Consider the following 18547-nt stretch of genomic DNA (forward strand, 5'->3'; position numbering starts at 1 on the left):
TTGCAGCTCAAACAAGGAATTGGAATGAATCGTAATCCCGCACTCGATACGGAAATGCTCGGCCTGGTGCCGATGGTGATCGAACAAAGCGGCCGCGGTGAGCGCTCGTACGATATCTACTCGCGCCTGCTGAAGGAACGCGTGATCTTCATGGTCGGTCCGGTCAACGACCAGATGGCCAACCTGATCGTCGCCCAGCTGCTGTTCCTGGAAAGCGAAAATCCGGACAAGGACATCTCGCTGTACATCAATTCCCCAGGCGGTTCCGTTTCCGCGGGCCTGGCGATCTTCGACACCATGCAGTTCATTAAGCCTGACGTGTCGACCCTGTGCACCGGCATGGCCGCCTCCATGGGCGCCTTCCTGCTGGCCGCAGGCGCCAAGGGCAAGCGCTTCTCGCTGCCGAACAGCCGCATCATGATCCACCAGCCGTCCGGTGGTTCGCAAGGCATGGCGTCGGATATCGAAATCCAGGCGAAAGAGATCCTCTACCTGCGCCACCGCCTGAACAGCATCATGGCGGAACGCACCGGCCAGTCGATCGAGCAAATCGCCAAGGATACCGACCGCGACCGCTTCATGTCGTCCGATGAAGCAGCGGAATATGGCCTGATCGACAAAGTCTTGACCAGCCGCGCATAAGCGTCCTTGCAAGTCGACGCCCGGACGCTACAACGTTCGGGCGTTTTGCTTTTATTTCGGGTAGCATGTGGTTGTGCGCAGGATTTCTTGCTTGTGCGCACGGTAAACTTGCACCAAAACTAAAGATTAGTCCCATGTCAGAGAAAAAATCCTCCAGCGGTGAAAAACTCCTTTACTGCTCGTTCTGCGGCAAAAGCCAGCACGAGGTGAAGAAGCTGATTGCCGGCCCGTCCGTCTTCATCTGCGACGAGTGCATTGACTTGTGCAATGACATCATCCGCGACGAGACGTCCAGCATCGAATCTGTCACGGGCGCGAAATCGGACCTGCCAACCCCGCAGGAAATCACCGATTTGCTGAACCAGTACGTGATCGGCCAGACGACTGCCAAGCGCATCCTGTCCGTGGCCGTGTACAACCATTACAAGCGCCTGAAGCACCTGGGCAAGAAGGACGACGTCGAACTGGCCAAGTCCAACATCCTGCTGGTGGGCCCGACCGGTTCCGGCAAGACCTTGCTGGCCCAGACGCTGGCGCGCATGCTGAATGTGCCGTTCGTCATCGCCGATGCCACCACCCTGACCGAAGCGGGCTATGTGGGCGAGGACGTGGAAAACATCATCCAGAAGCTGCTGCAAAGCTGCAACTATGATGTGGAAAAGGCGCAGCGCGGCATCGTCTACATTGATGAAATCGACAAGATTTCCCGCAAGTCCGACAACCCGTCGATCACCCGCGACGTTTCGGGCGAGGGTGTGCAGCAGGCGTTGCTGAAGCTGATCGAGGGCACCATGGCTTCCGTGCCTCCGCAAGGCGGCCGTAAGCACCCGAACCAGGACTTCGTGCAGATCGACACCACCAACATCATGTTCATCTGCGGTGGCGCGTTTGACGGCCTGGCGAAGATCATTTCCAACCGTTCCGAAAGGTCCGGCATCGGCTTCTCGGCTGAAGTGAAGAGCAAGGAACAACGCTCGAACAGCGACCTGATGATGGACGCCGAGCCGGAAGACTTGATCAAGTTCGGCCTGATTCCTGAACTGGTGGGCCGCCTGCCGGTGGTAGCCACCCTGGCCGAGCTGACCGAGGAAGCGCTGATCGAAATCCTGGTCGAGCCAAAGAACGCCCTGGTCAAGCAGTATTCGAAGTTGCTGGAAATGGAAGGCGCCGAACTGGAAATCCGTCCTGCTGCCTTGCACGCCATCGCCCGCAAGGCGCTGGCACGCAAGACTGGCGCCCGCGGCCTGCGTTCCATCCTGGAACATGCGCTGCTGGACATTATGTTCGACCTGCCAAACCAAACGAACGTCACCAAAGTCGTAATTGATGAAAATACGATCACCAGTGGCGCAAAACCCCTCCTGATTTATCAGGAAACCCCAAAAGCTGCAGGGGAAAACTAAATAGGGTTTTGAATCCCTGAGGCAAGGCGTTACAATCGGTCTCAATAACCAAAACGCCGGCTTCAGTCGAAAAGCCACTCGCGATCACCCGTCGCGCGTGGCTTTTTTTGTTCTAAATCGGCAATTTGTTTAGAGTGCCACTGCATTTTCTCAAAGCAAATATAATTGCAGCATAGGGCTTGTGAATTAGCCGCTGGGGCTTATATCAGATCCAAGCTTTTAAAATAAGGTACGCCATGACAACTACCAAATTAACTGAGCAAACTCAACTGCCTCTGTTGCCACTGCGTGATGTCGTTGTCTTCCCGCACATGGTAATTCCGTTGTTCGTTGGCCGACCAAAGTCCATCAAGGCGCTCGAAGCTGCCATGGAGCAGGGTAAGAGCATCATGCTGGCGGCGCAGAAAGCCGCTGCCAAGGACGAACCTTCGCCTTCGGATATCTATGAAATCGGCTGCGTGGCCAACATCCTGCAGATGTTGAAGCTGCCTGACGGCACCGTGAAGGTGCTGGTCGAGGGCGCACAGCGTGCACGCATCAAGAAGATCACTGATGGCCCAACCCATTTTATTGCCGACCTGATGCCGCTCGAATCGGAGCAGGGCGATGAGTCGGAGATCGAGGCCATGCGCCGTGCGATCGTCCAGCAGTTCGACCAGTACGTCAAACTGAACAAGAAGATCCCGCCCGAGATCCTGGCTTCGCTGTCGGGCATCGACGATGCCGGCCGCCTGGCCGATACCGTGGCCGCCCACCTGCCGCTCAAGCTTGAGCAGAAGCAGGTCATCCTGGAAATCATCGAAGTCTCGAAGCGCCTGGAGCACCTGCTCGGCCAGTTGGAAGGCGAGCTCGATATCCTGCAGGTGGAAAAACGCATCCGCGGCCGCGTCAAGCGCCAGATGGAAAAGTCGCAGCGCGAGTACTACCTGAACGAACAGGTCAAGGCCATCCAGAAGGAACTGGGCGAGGGCGAAGAGGGCGCCGATATCGACGAACTCGAGAAGAAGGTCGCCGCCGCCAAGATGCCGAAGGAAGCGCTGGAAAAAGCGCAGGCTGAGCTGAAGAAGCTGAAGCTGATGTCGCCGATGTCGGCCGAAGCGACCGTGGTGCGCAACTATATCGACACCCTGGTGTCGCTGCCATGGAAAAAGAAGTCCAAGGTCAACAACGACCTGGCCAATGCCGAGAAAGTGCTCGACCACGACCACTACGGCCTGGAAAAAATCAAGGAGCGCATCGTCGAATACCTGGCGGTCCAGCAGCGCGTGGACAAGCTGAAGGCGCCGATCCTGTGCTTCGTCGGTCCGCCGGGCGTGGGTAAGACTTCGCTGGGCCAGTCGATCGCCAAGGCCACCAACCGCAAGTATGTGCGCATGGCGCTGGGCGGCGTGCGCGACGAGGCTGAGATCCGCGGCCACCGCCGTACCTATATCGGCTCCATGCCGGGCAAGGTGCTGCAGTCGCTGTCGAAGGTGGGCGTGCGCAATCCGCTGTTCCTGCTGGACGAAATCGACAAGATGGGCGCCGATTTCCGCGGCGATCCCTCGTCGGCCCTGCTCGAGGTGCTCGATCCGGAGCAGAACCACACTTTCTCGGACCACTACATCGAAGTCGACTTCGACCTGTCCGATGTGATGTTTGTTGCGACCTCGAACTCGTACAACATCCCGCCGGCATTGCTGGACCGCATGGAAGTGATCCGCCTGTCCGGCTATACGGAAGACGAGAAGACCAACATCTCCTTGCGCTACCTGTTGCCCAAGCAGGTCAAGAACAACGGCCTGAAGGACGAGGAAATCTCCGTCAGCGAAGCGGCGGTGCGCGACATCATCCGCTACTACACCCGTGAAGCGGGCGTGCGTTCGCTGGAACGTGAGATCTCCAAGATCTGCCGCAAGGTCGTTAAGATGCTGCTGCTGAAGAAATCGGACAAGAAGGTCAGCGTTACGCCGAAAAACCTGGACAAGTTCCTGGGCGTGCGCCGCTACGATTTCGGCGTGGCCGAAAAGACCAACCAGATCGGCCAGGTGGTCGGCCTGGCGTGGACCGAAGTGGGCGGCGACCTGCTGACCATCGAATCGGTCAGCATGCCGGGCAAGGGCAATGTGATCCGCACCGGTACGCTGGGCGATGTGATGAAGGAATCGATCGAAGCTGCCCGCACCGTGGTGCGCAGCCGCGCCTCGCGCCTGGGTATCAAGAACGAGGCTTTTGAGAAGAAGGACATCCATATTCACGTGCCGGAAGGCGCGACGCCGAAAGATGGTCCATCGGCAGGTATTGCGATGACCACGGCGATGGTGTCGACCTTCACCGGCATCCCGGTCCGCGCGGACGTGGCGATGACCGGCGAGATCACGCTGCGCGGCGAAGTGCTGCCGATCGGCGGCTTGAAAGAGAAGCTGCTGGCGGCGCATCGCGGCGGCATCAAGACCGTGCTGATTCCTGAGCAGAACGTGAAGGACCTGGCCGAGATTCCGGACAATGTGAAGAACAAGCTGGAGATCGTGCCGGTGCGCTGGATCGACAAGGTGCTCGAAGTCGCGCTGGAACGCCAGCCGGAACCGATCACCGAGCCGGTGGCGCCGGTGGAAGTGCCGGCGGTTGCTGCGGCCGATGGGAGCAGTGAAGTAGTCAAGCACTAAACCGGTAAAGCAGTGTCCGACCCGCAGGGTCAGACACTGGTACGCGACGGTCGCGAGACGGGTGTCAGACCCTGAGGGTCTGACACCGAAGTACCGGTTTTTATACGGAAAAGGGCGCCAGAATCGGCGCCCTTTTTGTTTTATAACTTGTTTTGCCCTTGACACAGTGCAACCCCGGCCTGTTTAATACGGCCCTGAGATTTTTATACGCACCACAACGCGGCATAAAAAACGGTATAAACGATATAAACCTTTGTGACGGGGACTGTAATGAACAAGACCGAACTGATCGACCACATCGCGACTTCCGCTGACATCTCCAAGGCGGCTGCTGCGCGCGCCCTGGACGCAGTGATCGATGGCGTAACCACCACCCTGGCCAAGAACGACAGCGTCACCCTGGTCGGCTTTGGCACCTTCTCCGTGAGCGAGCGCGCAGCCCGTACCGGCCGCAATCCGCGCACCAAGGAAGAGATCAAAATCGACGCAGCAAAAGTTCCTAAATTTAAAGCTGGTAAAGCTTTGAAAGACGCTGTACAATAATGGCCTTCGGTAAGCAGTGATGCTTACCGGGCAGTTTAAGCGGGCGTTTAGCTCAGTTGGTAGAGCGGATCCCTTACAAGGATTAGGTCGGGAGTTCGACCCTCTCAACGCCCACCAAGCTTAAATAGAAGTGTTGTGAATGCTGGAGCGGTAGTTCAGTTGGTTAGAATACCGGCCTGTCACGCCGGGGGTCGCGGGTTCGAGCCCCGTCCGCTCCGCCAGCAAACGCACACACACTACCTGGAGCGGTAGTTCAGTTGGTTAGAATACCGGCCTGTCACGCCGGGGGTCGCGGGTTCGAGCCCCGTCCGCTCCGCCAGAATCCCGAGAAAGCCCCACATGTCCCCAAGACAGTGGGGCTTTTTCATTTGCTATTGGAGCAACTGCCCTGTAAAATCGCGCGAGCAGTTTTCACGCCTCCTCTATACGGAAAAAAATAGCTGACATGTTTGATTTTGTACGCACGCATCAAAAGCTGATGCAGATTATCCTGGCGCTCCTGATTGTGCCTTCGTTTGTGCTGGTCGGCGGCGTCAGCGGCATTACGCTGTTCGGCGAAGACGTGAACACGATTGCCAAAGTGGCCGGCTACCCGCTTACCCAGCAAGAATGGGAAGACGCGCAGCGCCGCCAGCTGGACCAGATGCGCCAGCAAATGGGCAAGAACTTTGACCAGAAGCTGTTCGATACCCCTCAGTTCAAGCAGAACATCCTGGACCAGCTGATCGCACAGCGTGCCATCAATGCGGAAATCCGCCGCGCCAACCTGACTGTGAGCGACGACAAGATCCGCCAGCAACTGTGGGCGATTCCCGGCCTGAAGAAGGAAGACGGCAGCTTCGACACGGAGGGATATCGCCGTATCCTGGATTCGATGGGCCAGAGCGTCAACTCGCACCAGAGCCAGATGCGCAATGACATGGTGCTCGAACAGGTTGCAGCCGGGGTCGAATTGAGCGGCTTTGTTCCGCGCACTGTCTCCAAGGCGATTTCCGATTTCGGTTCGCAAGAGCGCGAAGTGCAGGAACTGGCACTGCCAATGTCGCAGTTCCTGCCGAACGTAAAGGTCACCGATGAAATGGTGAAGGCCTTCTACGACAAGAACGCCAAGCTGTTCGAGATTCCGGAATCGGCCAAGATCGAATACGTAGTCCTCAATGCAGAAGCCGTGGCCGCACAAGTGAGCGTGACTGACGAAGAGATCGCCGGCTACTACAAATCGAACGAAAAGCGATTCGGCACGGAAGAAGCACGTCGCGCCTCGCAGATCCTGATCGCTGCCGAAGGCAATAAGGCCGCGGCCAAGACCAAAGCGGAAGCCGTGCTGGCCGAAGTTCGCAAGAACCCCGCCGACTTCGCCAAGATCGCAGCAGACAAGTCCGACGACGCCGGTTCCGCGGCCCAGGGCGGCGATATGGGTGTGCTCGCAAACGTTTCCAACCCTAATCCTGTAGAAGCTGCAGCCGCCAAACTGAAGCAGGGTGAGATCAGTGGCCTGGTCGAATCCGATTTCGGCTATCACATCGTTACCGTGACCGAACTGAAGCCAGCCCAGGTAAAACCGCTGGAAGAGGTGAAGGGCGAGATCGCTGCTGAAATCAAGAAGCAGAAGGGCGCCAAGCTGTACTCCGATCTGTCGGAGCAGTTCTCCGACACCGTGTACTCCCAGTTCGAGAGCCTGAAACCGGCCGCCGACAAACTCAAGCTGAAGATCGAAACCATGGAAGGCATTTCCCGCCAGCCAAATCCGGTCCTGGGTGCTGCTCCGTTCAACAACGCCAAGTTCCTGGCTGCCCTGTTCTCGGACGATTCGCTGAAGAACAAGCGCAATACCGAAGCGGTCGAAGTCGCGCCGCAAACCCTGATTGCCGGCCGCATCGTGGATTTCAAGCCAGCCTCCAAGAAGCCGTTGGCTGAAGTTGAAGCGGCCATCAAGCAGCAGGTAACGCTGGAAGAAGCAGTGAAAGCCGCGAAGAAAGCCGGCGAAGAGAAGCTGGCCGCCGCCAGGAAGTCCGGCGACGCCGCCGGTTTTGGCGAAGTGAAAACCATCTCGCGCGCCAAGACCGACGGGATCAACCCTGCGGCAATTGCCGAGGTGATGAAAGCTGACGTCTCCAAGCTGCCGGCCTACGTCGGGGTGGAGATCCCGGGCCAGGGTTACGGCGTATACCGCATCAGCAAGGTGGGCCAGCCGGCAGAGCAGGACGCTGCGCGTCGCGAGCAGGAAGGCCAGCGCATCAACCAGATCGTGTCGCAGCAAGAGATGACTGGTTACATCGACGTGTTGAAGCAAAAAGCCAAGGTCAAGATCGTGCGCCCGGTCGAAACGATCAAGAAGCAGGCCGAATAACGGTTTAAACCCTCAAGGAGCCGGGATCCGCATAAGCGGACCCCGGCTTTTTTCTTATGTGCGGGAAGTGCTTGCGGCTGGTGCTGCGCGCCGGGGTTTTCTATGCGCCATGCAGCCTGCGCGCTGCGGCAACAAAGGAGTCGGGGGTGATATCGGGCAGCGCTACTTCAATCGCCTGGCCGAACTGCACGAAATTACGGTGAATCGACTTGAGATAGGCAGGGTCGTAGTGGTCGACCAGCAGCTCGTCCACAAGTGCCGGCATTTCTCCGGCATTTGCCATCGACTGCCAGCGCTCGATGCGCTCGCGTCCGTGCAACTGCACCAGGAATTCAAGCTGGGCATTGAGGGCAGGGGCGTTGCAGGCGAAGTGCTGGTAGTCCTCGATCAGCAGTTTGACCCGATCTTCGCGCGACACCTGCAAGGAAATGCAAGGCGAAGCACGCATGCGCTCCATCAGCGCGCCTGGTACGCGCAGGCTGCCGACCTTGCGGCTTTCGGCTTCAACAAACACCGGCAGGCTCGGATCGTAGCGGCGCAGGCGGTCCCAGATCGAGGTCTCGAACGCCTTCTGCGATGGCTGCGGCTGGCAGGGAATGTTGCCCAGTACCGAGCCGCGGTGCGCTGCCAGCTGCTCCAGATCCAGCACCTGGGCGCCGATTGCTTCCAGCGTATCGAGCAGGCGGGTCTTGCCGCTGCCCGTGGTGCCGCAGATCACGCGGAAATCGAGTTCCGGGGTCTGTTCAAGCCGGGTGTTGATGGCGGTGCGGAAGGCCTTATAGCCGCCATCGAGTTGTACCACCGGCCAGCCGATCTTGGCCAGCACGGTCGCCATGGAGCCGCTGCGGTTGCCGCCGCGCCAGCAGTAGATCAGGGGCTTCCAGCCGCGCGGCTTGTCCAGCCACAGCGTTTCGATGTGGTATCCGATATTCTTCGACACCATCGCCGCACCGACTTTCTTGGCTTCGAAAGAGCCGACTTGCTTGTACATGGTGCCGACGGTAATGCGTTGCTGGTCGTCGAGCACCGGGCAGTTGATGGCATTTGGCAGGTGGTCGAGCGCGTACTCGGACGGACTGCGCGCATCGATGATGGTGTCGAAATCGTCGAGGCGGGCCAGGACGTCTTCGATAGGCAGGATTTCCGGATACTTCATTTTGCTTTCAGTATTGGCTGGAGATGGGGCCAGATATTGCCCAGGATGATAGGGTGGGCCGCCGCCAGCGGATGCATGCGGTCCGGCTGGAACAGCTCGGGCTTCTGCACGACGCCGTCGAGCATGAAGGGCGCCAGCGGCGTCTTCAGGTCCTTGCTCAAGCTGCCATACATGGCGAAAAACTTGTCGGCATAGTCGCGGCCATAATTGGGCGGGATGCGGATGCCGACCAGCAGCACCTGGGCGCCGGCCTTGCGCGATTCGCCGACCATGGCGCGCAGGTTGGATTCGGCGGCGCTGACCGGCAGGCCGCGCAAGCCATCGTTGGCACCCAGTTCGATGATCACGATACTAGGCTTGTGTTTGCTCAGCAGGGCAGGCAGGCGGGTGCGGCCGCCGCTGGTGGTTTCGCCGCTGACGCTGGCGTTGACCACGGTAGCCGGCAGTTTCTGGTCCTTTAACTTCTGGTCGAGCAGGGCGACCCAGCCGGCACCGCGCGAAATGCCGTACTCGGCCGAGAGGCTGTCGCCCACCACCAGGACGGTTTTTGATGCAGAATAGGCGTTTGTGGCGGCGCTGAACATCAGGAACAGCACCGCGAAGCAGCGGACTATATTTTTGAACATGATCATGCGAGATATTCCTCAAAGCTCCAGCCAATTGGCCAAGGCGGCTATTACCGTATCGGGCCTGGGCAAGCGGGTGGCCGACGCCAGTGGCGAGCTGACCATCCTGCATGGGGTGGATTTTACAGTGCAAAAGGCGGAAACGCTTGCCATTGTGGGGGCCAGCGGCTCCGGCAAATCGACTTTGCTTGGCCTGCTGGCAGGACTGGATACGCCGAGCGAAGGCAAAGTAGTGCTCGATGGCGTCGACATTTTCGCGCTGGACGAGGATGGCCGTGCCGCCTTGCGCAAGGAAAAGCTGGGCTTCGTGTTCCAGTCCTTCCAGCTGCTGCCGCATTTGACGGCAGTCGAAAACGTGATGCTGCCGCTGGAGCTGGCGGGCGATGGCGCTGCGCGGGAAAAGGCCGAAGCCATGCTGGGGCGCGTCGGGCTTTCCAGCCGCTTGAAGCATTACCCGAAGTTCCTGTCCGGCGGCGAGCAGCAGCGGGTCGCCCTGGCGCGCGCCTTCGTCACGCAGCCGCCCTTGCTGCTGGCCGACGAGCCGACCGGCAGCCTGGATGCAGCGACCGGCGAATCGGTCATCCAGTTGATGTTTGAACTGAACCGCGAACACGGGTCGACCCTGGTGCTGGTCACGCACGACCCCCATATCGCGGCGCGCTGCGGACGCGTGATCACCATTGCAGCGGGTCGGATCGCCTGATTCCTCAGCGGCCGTGATGGGCGGCCAGGCGATTGACGGCCGTGCGGATGGCGGGAATCAGTTCGCTGGCGGTCAGGCCGATCGGCCCCGCGCCCTCAGTCACCAGCACATCGGCTGCCATGCCGTGCAGCCAGACGCCGGCCAGCGCCGCCTCCCACTCGGGCCAGCCCTGGGCCAGCAGGCTGCCGCACAGACCCGACAGCACGTCGCCGGTTCCGGCGGTGGCAAGGGCCGGGTTGCCGGTGGTGTTGAGTACGATTTCACCGTCGCGCGCGGCAATCGCCGTTCCCGATCCCTTCAGCACGACCGTTGCTGCCAGCCGTTCGGCCAGCGCGCGCGCCGCGCCAAGACGGTCGGTCTGGACCTCGGCGGCCGTTCCTCCCAGCAGGCGCGCCGCCTCCAGCGGGTGTGGCGTCAGGATGCAAGGCGCCTTGCGCTGCGCCAGCTGGGAACGCAATGCCTCGGAGCCCGCCAGGAGGTTAAGTGCATCGGCGTCAAGCACTACCGGGCTTTGGCTGTGCAGGGCACTGGCCAGCATCTCGGCGCTCGCCGCGGACGCTCCCATGCCGGGGCCGATCACCAGAACCGCGCTATTGAAGTCATATTCCTGCGCGCTGCGGCACATCAACTCGGGCTGGGAGGCGTCAAATGGCGGCGGCTCGCCAACAAAGCACGCATAAACGCGGCCGGCGCCGCTGGCCAATGCCGTACGGGCGGCCAGGATTGGCGCGCCGGCCATGCCGCGCGCGCCGCCCACGACAGCTACACTGCCATTACTGCCCTTGTGCGAGCTGTGGCGGCGCCGGCGTGCGCAGTGGGCGAACAGCGCTACGTCATTGAGCTTCGCGTGGGCCGTGGCAAATAAATCGCGGTCGATCTCCAGGCTGCTGACGATGACAACGCCGGCGTGGTCACGCCCTTCTGCCGTATGCAAGCCAGGTTTGTCGGCGATGAAAGTGACCGTGTGCGTGGCGCGCACCGCGGTGCCCTGCGCTTCGGCGCCGACGATGGCGCCGGTGTCGGCGTCAAGGCCGCTGGGCACGTCAAGCGCCAGGATCGGGCAGGCCAAGGCATTGACCGCTGCCACCAGCTCGGCAAAGTCACCGGTGATTGGCCGCGCCAGGCCGATGCCGAACAAACCGTCGACAACAAGCGTCCAGTCGGTGCCGGCGGCAACGGCGCGTGCGTCAGCCGGGCCATTGAGCGCGGCAAAGCGGGCGGGCGAGCTGCGCGCCCGCTGGAGCGCATCGAGACGTTCTGTTGCCGGCGTGCCGGCGGGCGGGAAATGCAGGATGGTGACCTGCGCGCCGGCGTGGCCGAGGTGCGCTGCGGCTTCCAGCGCGTCGCCCCCGTTGTTGCCGGGACCGGCCAGCACCAGCACACGTGCGCGGCCGATGGTGAGTGGCAGCAGGTCGAGCGCTTCATTGGCGCCGGCCTGGCCGGCGCGCTGCATGAGCGCACCGGCGGGCAATCGCTCGGCCGCAGCGTGCTCGATCGCGCGAATCTCAGCAATCGTAAAGAGGGGCGTCATGCGGGGCATTCTAGCACTACAATTACTGCTTCACGTTTAGAGCGAGGCAGCGCGATGGATTGGCAATTCTGGATCGACCGGGGCGGCACTTTCACCGATATTGTGGCGCGCCGGCCCGACGGCAGCCTGACGACGCACAAGCTGCTGTCGGAAAGTCCCGAACATTACCGCGACGCTGCCATTGCCGGTATCCGTCATCTGCTGGGCGTAGCTGCCGGCGGTCCGATTCCGGTCGGGCAGCTCGATGCTGTGAAAATGGGCACCACGGTGGCCACCAACGCGCTGCTGGAGCGCAAAGGCGAGCCAACCGTGCTGGCGATCACGCGCGGCTTTCGCGACGCGCTGCGCATCGCCTACCAGAACCGTCCACGGCTGTTCGACCGCCATATCGTTTTGCCAGAACTGCTCTACCAGCACGTGGTGGAGGTCGACGAACGGATGGGCGCGCACGGCGAGGTGGTACAGGCGCTGGACGCGGTGGCGGCGCGCGCCGGCCTGCAGGCCCATTACGACAAGGGCTTGCGCTCGGTGGCCATCGTCCTGATGCATGGCTATCGCTACACCGAGCACGAGGCGACGCTGGCGGCGCTTGCGCGCGAGATCGGCTATACCCAGGTGTCGGTGTCGCACCTGGCCAGCCCGATGATGAAGCTGGTGGCACGCGGCGACACGACCGTGGTCGATGCCTATCTGTCGCCGATCCTGCGCCGCTACGTCGACCAGGTTGCGGTGGAACTGCCGGGTGTGAACCTGCAGTTCATGCAATCGAGCGGCGGCCTGACGGACGCGCGCACCTTCCAGGGCAAGGATTCGATCCTGAGCGGCCCGGCAGGCGGCATTGTCGGCATGGTGCGCGCCAGCCGCGCGGCCGGCTTCGAAAAGATCATCGGCTTTGACATGGGCGGCACATCGACCGACGTATCCCATTTCTCCGGCGAGTTCGAGCGCGTGTTCGAGACCCAGGTTGCCGGCGTGCGCATGCGCGCGCCGATGATGAGCATTCACACGGTTGCTGCCGGCGGCGGCTCGATCCTGCATTTTGACGGCAGCCGCTTCCGCGTCGGTCCCGACAGTGCCGGCGCCGATCCGGGCCCGGCCAGCTATCGCCGCGGCGGGCCGCTGGCGGTGACCGATTGCAACGTGATGCTTGGCAAGATCCAGCCGGCGTTCTTCCCGAAACTGTTCGGCAGCGATGGCATGCAAGCGCTCGATGCGGTGACGGTGCGCGAGAAGTTCAGCGCGATGGCTGCCGACATCCAGGCGGCAACCGGCGCGCCGTCCTCGCCGGAACAGGTGGCGGAGGGCTTCATCGAAATCGCCGTGGGCAATATGGCCAATGCGATCAAACAGATCTCCGTGCAGCGCGGCCACGATGTGACCGAGTACGCCCTGACCAGCTTTGGCGGCGCCGGCGGCCAGCACGCCTGCCTGGTGGCGGATGCCTTGGGGATGAAGACTGTCTTCATCCACTCGCTGGCCGGCGTGCTGTCGGCCTACGGCATGGGCCTGGCCGACCAGACGTCAATGCGCGAAAGCGCGGTCGAACTGCGCCTGGCGCCCGAAGCGCTGCCGGCGCTGGAGGCGCGGCTGGAGGCGCTTGGCGCCGAAGCGGCGGCGGATCTTCACGCACAGGCAGTAGCCGACGAGCGTATCAGCGTTGTGCGGCGCGTCCACCTGCGCTACGAAGGCACGGATTCCGCCCTGATCATCCTGTTCGACACCATCGACAGCATGAAGTCCCAGTTCGAAGCCGCGTACCGCAAGCGCTTTTCTTTCCTGATGCCAGGCAAGGCGCTGATCGTGGAAGCGGTATCGGTGGAAGCCATCGGCAAATCCGACGCTCCGCCGGAGGCTGCGCCACAGCAGGCGCCGCGCCACGCGGCACTGGCGCCATCACAAACGGTGCGCATGTACAGCGCCGGCCAATGGCACGACACCGGGCTGTTCAAGCGCGATGCTACCCGTATCGGCGACATCATCAAGGGTCCGGCCATCATCGCCGAGGCCAACGCCACCACCATCGTGGAACCCGGCTGGCAAGCCGAAGTCACCCCGCAGGACCACCTCGTGCTGACCCGTGTCGAAGCGCTGCCGGTACGCCGCGCCATCGGCACTACTGCCGATCCGGTCATGCTGGAGATCTTCAACAACCTGTTCATGTCGATCGCTGAGCAAATGGGCCTGCGCCTGCAGAACACTGCCTACTCGGTCAATATCAAGGAGCGCCTGGACTTCAGTTGCGCCATCTTCGATGCCGAGGGCAACCTGATCGCGAATGCCCCGCACATGCCGGTGCACCTGGGCTCGATGGGCGAAAGCATCAAGACCGTGATGCGCGAGAATGCCGGGCAGATGCATCCGGGCGACGTCTACATGCTGAACGACCCGTATAACGGCGGCACCCACCTGCCGGACGTCACCGTCATCACGCCAGTCTTCGACGAGGCGGGCGGCGAGATCCTGTTCTACGTCGGTTCGCGCGGCCACCATGCCGATATTGGCGGCAGCACGCCGGGCTCGATGCCGCCGGACTCGCGCAATATCGAGGAAGAGGGAGTCCTGATCAACAACTTCAAGCTGGTCGATGGCGCCTCCGGCGGCGAGTTGCGCGATGCCGAGGCGCGTGCCTTGCTGGCCGGCGCACGTTACCCGGCGCGCAATCCTGACCAGAACATGGCCGATTTCCGCGCCCAGGTCGCAGCCAACCAGAAAGGGGTTGAAGAGCTGCGCAAAATGGTCGCGCACTTCGGCCTCGACGTGGTGCGGGCCTATATGGGCCACGTGCAGGACAACGCCGAAGAGGCGGTGCGGCGCGTCATCAGCGCCCTGCGCAACGGCAGCTATGAGCTGAAACTCGATAACGGCGCCGTGATCAATGTCGCCGTCCGCGTCAATGCCGCCGAACGCAGCGCCGAGATCGACTTCAGCGGCACTTCCGGCCAATTGGACAACAACTTCAATGCGCCGTCCGCGGTATGCATGGCCGCCGTGTTGTATGTGTTCCGCACCCTGGTCAATGACGACATCCCGCTCAATGCAGGCTGCCTGAAGCCCCTTCACGTGATCATTCCGCCGGGTTCGATGCTGAACCCGCATTACCCCGCCTCGGTAGTGTCGGGCAACGTGGAAACGTCCACCTGTATCACCAACGCCTTGTATGGTGCACTCGGTGTGCAGGGCGCCTCGCAGGGGACGATGAACAATTTCACCTTCGGTAACGCAAAATACCAGTACTACGAAACCATCAGCGGCGGCTCCGGCGCGGGGGATGGCTTTGACGGGACCGACGTGGTGCAGACCAATATGACGAACTCGCGCCTGACGGACCCGGAAATCCTCGAGTTCCGCTTCCCCGTGAGGCTGGAGAGCTACGAAATCCGCCACGGCTCTGGCGGTGCTGGACACTGGCATGGCGGCAATGGCGGCGTGCGCAAGGTACGCTTCCTGGAGCCGATGACGGCAGCCATCCTCTCGAACAACCGCATCCACGCGCCGTTCGGCATGGCAGGCGGCGAGCCAGGGGCATTGGGACGCAATACAGTGCTCCGTGCCGACGGCAGCACCGAACAACTGGGCCATATCGGCAAGACCGATATGCAGCCAGGCGATATCTTTGTGATTGAAACGCCGGGCGGCGGAGGCTTTGGGAGCCCCGGCGCGCCGGACGCCTAGGCGGTCGTCGAAATACCGTACTTGCGCTGGGTGCCTGAATACTGCATGAGCAGGGCTTCCAGCGCAGGGCTGCCGGCATCGAGGCGGCGGATACGGTCGATCAGGGCGCCCGCCTGGTCGCCCAGCGGTGCCTCCCAGCCCAGTTCGTCCAGCTGGCGCAGGATGGCTTGCACGGCCGCATACAGCACTTTGAGGTTGCCGGGCGTACGGCGCAGGGCCTGGTGCAAGGTGGCCACCGCAGCGCGGTGGTCGCCCTGGCGCGCCATGGATTCGGCTTCGGTAACCAGTTCCTGCATGACGTTGTCGATCTTCTCGCCAACGCCCCGCGCCAGGTCGTGGCGGCCAGCCTTTTCGAAGACGCTGACCGCTTCCTCCATGGTGATCGGTTTTTCGTTGTCGTTCATCATATGCATGACGACATCGGCCGCATCCTTGTCCAGGCGGTGCTTCAGGCACGAGTCGACCAGGCCGATGCGCAGGCGGTTCGACAGGCCGCGCGCCATGCCCACTGCCGTCACGGCATTCGACAACTCGGATGCGGCCTCGGTAGCGTGGCCGGTCACGTCCAGCAGCAGGGCCGAAGAAATATGCTTGCACACTTCCGTGTTGGCGCTGGCGCGCAGGGTCCGTTCCATGTCGCGGATCACGCCGGAGGCCTGGTTGACGTCTCCCTTGCGCACCAGGGCGCGCACCAGGTTCACATGGTCTTCGGGATCGCGGAATTCCGAATAGCGTGCCTTGGTCACGACCTGGCGGAAAGCCTTCTCGGCGGCCGAGATATCGCCCGTGCCGTAAGCAACCTCGCCAAGGTGGCGCAGGCGCCGCACCATATTGGGCGACATCGCCACTGCATCTTCCAGGATCTTCTTCGCCTGCTGCGACTGGCCCATGGCCTCGTAAGAGCGCGCCAGCAGGTCATAGGCCGCCATCATGTTCGGATTGGCCTCGAGCAGGCGTTCGAGCGAACCCATCGCATCGGCATAGCGTTCCAGGCCGAACTGGCAGCGCGCCAGGCCAAGTTGCGCCCAACCAGTGGGGCGGGTGATCAGGATCGCCTGGTAGACCAGCTCCGCCTGAGCGAGCTCGCCGGCTTCGTACAGAAGCTCGGCGCGCAAGCGCGCAAACTCGGTCGCGTAGCGCGGATTGGCGCTTTCGGCTTCCTGGCAGGCGTCGATGGCTTCGCGCTGCTTGCCCTGTGCGATGAGCTGGTAGACCGGCATGAATGCAGCGCGCCGGTCGACGGCGCGGCCGATGCGCTGCATCAGGCCATCGACCGTGAAGGGCTTCAACACGTAATCGGTCGGCGTCAGTTCGGCCGCGCCAATCACCTTGGACTGCACCGCTTCCGAGGTCAGCATGATGAAGATGGTCGAGCGGTCGATCAGCTTGTGGTGGCGCAGGTCTTCCAGCAATTGCTGGCCGTCCTGGCCGCTGTCCTCATTGCCGCTGCCAAGGTCGTACTCGCACAGGATGACGTCAAAACGCTTATTGGTCAGCTGGCGGATCGCCGTGCCCGAGCTGACGGCGTACTCGATCCGCGTGATCGATGCCTGGTTCAGCATATTGTGCAGGTTGCCGCGCATCGCCGGGTTGGGGTCGATGATCAGCACCGACAGGTCGCTATACGATTGCATTCACTTCATCTCTTGTTGTTTGCCCCGCAGGGTGACATATTGTGATGATAACGCAGCCAGCATCGGATGATGGGGATCTGCCTTGCGCATCCGTATCAGCAATGCCGCACATTGTTCGCCGAGCGCCGTTTCCCAGCCGCTGTCGCCCATCAGGCGCAGCATGGCGGAGGCGAGGGCGGAGATCAGCCCGGCGTTCTCCGGCCGCCGCCGGACGGCCACCTGGAGCACCTCGATCGCGCCGCGCTGGTCGCCCTGGCCGCTGCGCGCTGCCGCCTGCCTGACCAGGCCGTCGAGGTAGCGCTCCACAGTGTCGCCCTGGTTCCGGGCCAGTTCTGGCCTGCCTGCGCGTTCGTAGACAGCGGCGGTATCGGATTCCTTGACGCCGCTGGCGGGATCGCCGGCCAGCGCATCGAGCAACTGCATGCCTTGTTCGTCCATCCCGTGGCTCAGGCAGTTCCCGGCCAGGTCCAGTAAGAGCGCGCTCGATAGCGTGCCTGCCTCGCCGGCTGCGCGCACGGCATTGGCCAGCTCCGTGCGGGCGGCCTCGGCATTGCCGTTCAGTCCTTGCAGCAGCGCGGCGGAGAATGCCTTGCAGGCATCGGTGGCCGGCCCGCTGCGGGCCGAACGATCGAGCTCGCGCAGGGCATTCGCGGCGCCTGCTGCGTCGCCTTTCCGGACCAGCGCCTGCACCAGGTTCACATGGTCCTCCGGCTCGCGGAACTCCGAGTATTTGGACTTTGCGACCACCTGCCTGAACGTCTTTTCGGCGGCATCGAGGTCGCCGCCTTCCAGCGCGACCTGGCCCAGATGGCGCAGGCGCCGCACCATGTGCGGAGAGATCGAGACGGCTGCTTCAAGCGCTGCCCGGGCCTCGGCATGCTGTCCAAGGGCTTGTTGGGTGCGTGCCATGAGGTCGTAGGCCGCCATGTACTTGGGGTTGTCGTCGATGAGGCGCTGCAGGGTGTCCAGCGTATCTGCCAACAGGCCCTGCTGGCACTGGCAGCGGGCCAGCCCAAGCTGGGCCCAGCCAAGCGGGCGCGTTTCCAGGATTTCCCGGTAAATTGCTTCGGCCTGCGCCAGTTCGCCCAGGGCCGCGTGCGCCTCGGCGCGCAGGCGGCCGCATTCGGTGGCATAGCGCGGATTGGCCGCCGCCGCGACCTCGCTGGCCAGTATTGCTTCGCGCAGCCTGCCGCGCTCGATCATCTGGTGCACCGGGAGCAGGGCGCCGCGCCGGTCCACCGCCCGCGCAATGCGCTGGGCCAGCACGTCGACGGTAAAGGGTTTGAGGATGTAATCGGTCGGCGTCAGTTCCGCTGCGCTCACGACCTTGCCGTACACACCTTCGGTGGTCAGCATGATGAAGATGGTGGAGGGGGAAATCAGCTTGTGGTGGCGCAGGTCTTCCAGCAGTTGCTGCCCGTCCTGACCCTGTTCGTTGCCCAGGTCGTACTCGCACAGGACCAGGTCGAACGCCTTCTTTTCGAGGTGGCGGATGGCAGTGCCTGCATTGACGCCGTGCTCGATGCGGGTGATCCCCAGCTGGCCCAGCATATTGTGCAGGCCGCTGCGCATATGCTGGTTGGGGTCGATCACCAGGACTGACAGGTCGCTATATTCTTGCATTTTGAAGGCAAAAGGCTGT

Annotated in this window: 12 protein-coding genes and 3 tRNA genes; 10 read left to right on the forward strand and 5 right to left on the reverse strand. The window is 62.1% G+C overall.

Annotated elements, in window-relative coordinates:
- Positions 1–24 precede the first annotated feature (24 nt).
- The 8 genes from clpP to ACWBU6_RS15635 all read left to right on the forward strand — a co-directional run bounded on the left by clpP (position 25) and on the right by ACWBU6_RS15635 (position 7583).
- Complete coding sequence (gene clpP / locus ACWBU6_RS15600) at positions 25–642, forward strand: ATP-dependent Clp endopeptidase proteolytic subunit ClpP (RefSeq protein WP_055927915.1); 618 nt, start codon at positions 25–27, stop codon at positions 640–642.
- A 134-nt stretch (positions 643–776) separates the two neighbouring features.
- The gene (gene clpX, locus ACWBU6_RS15605; protein ID WP_452644332.1) at positions 777–2045 is read left to right on the forward strand and encodes an ATP-dependent Clp protease ATP-binding subunit ClpX; all 1269 of its coding nucleotides are present in this window, start codon (positions 777–779) and stop codon (positions 2043–2045) included.
- Between the two features lie 236 nt (positions 2046–2281).
- Entirely contained in the window at positions 2282–4690 is a 2409-nt protein-coding gene (gene lon / locus ACWBU6_RS15610) for an endopeptidase La (protein WP_452644333.1), read from the forward strand.
- Between the two features lie 270 nt (positions 4691–4960).
- Positions 4961–5233, forward strand: a complete 273-nt coding sequence (locus ACWBU6_RS15615) for an HU family DNA-binding protein (RefSeq protein WP_055927923.1) — start codon at positions 4961–4963, stop codon at positions 5231–5233.
- A gap of 41 nt (positions 5234–5274) precedes the next feature.
- Positions 5275–5350 (forward strand) — tRNA-Val (locus ACWBU6_RS15620).
- Positions 5351–5377: 27 nt separating this feature from the next.
- Positions 5378–5454, forward strand: a tRNA-Asp gene (locus ACWBU6_RS15625).
- A gap of 21 nt (positions 5455–5475) precedes the next feature.
- Positions 5476–5552, forward strand: a tRNA-Asp gene (locus tag ACWBU6_RS15630).
- Positions 5553–5678: 126 nt separating this feature from the next.
- Complete coding sequence (locus ACWBU6_RS15635; RefSeq protein ID WP_452644334.1) at positions 5679–7583, forward strand: SurA N-terminal domain-containing protein; 1905 nt, start codon at positions 5679–5681, stop codon at positions 7581–7583.
- A gap of 100 nt (positions 7584–7683) precedes the next feature.
- On the opposite strand, the gene mnmH is transcribed toward ACWBU6_RS15635, so the two are convergent.
- Both mnmH and ACWBU6_RS15645 read right to left on the reverse strand, forming a co-directional pair.
- Positions 7684–8739 (reverse strand): tRNA 2-selenouridine(34) synthase MnmH, encoded by a 1056-nt coding sequence (mnmH, locus tag ACWBU6_RS15640; protein WP_452644335.1) that lies wholly within the window; start codon positions 8737–8739, stop codon positions 7684–7686.
- The gene (locus tag ACWBU6_RS15645; protein ID WP_452649573.1) at positions 8736–9365 is read right to left on the reverse strand and encodes an arylesterase; all 630 of its coding nucleotides are present in this window, start codon (positions 9363–9365) and stop codon (positions 8736–8738) included. The genes mnmH and ACWBU6_RS15645 overlap by 4 nt, the downstream gene beginning before the upstream one ends.
- 4 nt (positions 9366–9369) lie before the next feature.
- Between ACWBU6_RS15645 and ACWBU6_RS15650 the strand changes: the two genes are divergently transcribed.
- Entirely contained in the window at positions 9370–10068 is a 699-nt protein-coding gene (locus ACWBU6_RS15650) for an ABC transporter ATP-binding protein (RefSeq protein WP_452644336.1), read from the forward strand.
- A gap of 4 nt (positions 10069–10072) precedes the next feature.
- Here ACWBU6_RS15650 and ACWBU6_RS15655 read toward each other — a convergent pair whose 3' ends face one another.
- Positions 10073–11599, reverse strand: coding sequence for an NAD(P)H-hydrate dehydratase (locus tag ACWBU6_RS15655; protein ID WP_452644337.1), 1527 nt, complete (start codon positions 11597–11599; stop codon positions 10073–10075).
- A 54-nt stretch (positions 11600–11653) separates the two neighbouring features.
- On the opposite strand from ACWBU6_RS15655, the gene ACWBU6_RS15660 reads away from it, so the two are divergent.
- Complete coding sequence (locus tag ACWBU6_RS15660) at positions 11654–15271, forward strand: hydantoinase B/oxoprolinase family protein (RefSeq protein ID WP_452644338.1); 3618 nt, start codon at positions 11654–11656, stop codon at positions 15269–15271.
- Here ACWBU6_RS15660 and ACWBU6_RS15665 read toward each other — a convergent pair.
- Entirely contained in the window at positions 15268–16905 is a 1638-nt protein-coding gene (locus ACWBU6_RS15665) for a tetratricopeptide repeat protein (RefSeq protein ID WP_452644339.1), read from the reverse strand. The two genes, ACWBU6_RS15660 and ACWBU6_RS15665, sit on opposite strands and share 4 nt — an antisense overlap.
- A complete protein-coding gene (locus tag ACWBU6_RS15670; RefSeq protein ID WP_452644340.1) occupies positions 16906–18528 on the reverse strand; it encodes a tetratricopeptide repeat protein in 1623 nt (540 codons plus the stop codon). It lies immediately after the preceding gene.
- Positions 18529–18547: the final 19 nt, after the last annotated feature.

The sequence above is a fragment of the Pseudoduganella sp. HUAS MS19 genome (genome assembly GCF_053615455.1).

Bases quoted from the DNA above. Each gene is read 5' to 3' on its own strand.
- clpP (WP_055927915.1), top strand. From the start codon at position 25: ATGAATCGTAATCCCGCACTCGATACGGAAATGCTCGGCCTGGTGCCG.
- clpX (WP_452644332.1), top strand. From the start codon at position 777: ATGTCAGAGAAAAAATCCTCCAGCGGTGAAAAACTCCTTTACTGCTCG.
- lon (WP_452644333.1), top strand. From the start codon at position 2,282: ATGACAACTACCAAATTAACTGAGCAAACTCAACTGCCTCTGTTGCCA.
- ACWBU6_RS15615 (WP_055927923.1), top strand. From the start codon at position 4,961: ATGAACAAGACCGAACTGATCGACCACATCGCGACTTCCGCTGACATC.
- ACWBU6_RS15635 (WP_452644334.1), top strand. From the start codon at position 5,679: ATGTTTGATTTTGTACGCACGCATCAAAAGCTGATGCAGATTATCCTG.
- mnmH (WP_452644335.1), bottom strand. From the start codon at position 8,739: ATGAAGTATCCGGAAATCCTGCCTATCGAAGACGTCCTGGCCCGCCTC.
- ACWBU6_RS15645 (WP_452649573.1), bottom strand. From the start codon at position 9,365: ATGTTCAAAAATATAGTCCGCTGCTTCGCGGTGCTGTTCCTGATGTTC.
- ACWBU6_RS15650 (WP_452644336.1), top strand. From the start codon at position 9,370: ATGCGAGATATTCCTCAAAGCTCCAGCCAATTGGCCAAGGCGGCTATT.
- ACWBU6_RS15655 (WP_452644337.1), bottom strand. From the start codon at position 11,599: ATGACGCCCCTCTTTACGATTGCTGAGATTCGCGCGATCGAGCACGCT.
- ACWBU6_RS15660 (WP_452644338.1), top strand. From the start codon at position 11,654: ATGGATTGGCAATTCTGGATCGACCGGGGCGGCACTTTCACCGATATT.
- ACWBU6_RS15665 (WP_452644339.1), bottom strand. From the start codon at position 16,905: ATGCAATCGTATAGCGACCTGTCGGTGCTGATCATCGACCCCAACCCG.
- ACWBU6_RS15670 (WP_452644340.1), bottom strand. From the start codon at position 18,528: ATGCAAGAATATAGCGACCTGTCAGTCCTGGTGATCGACCCCAACCAG.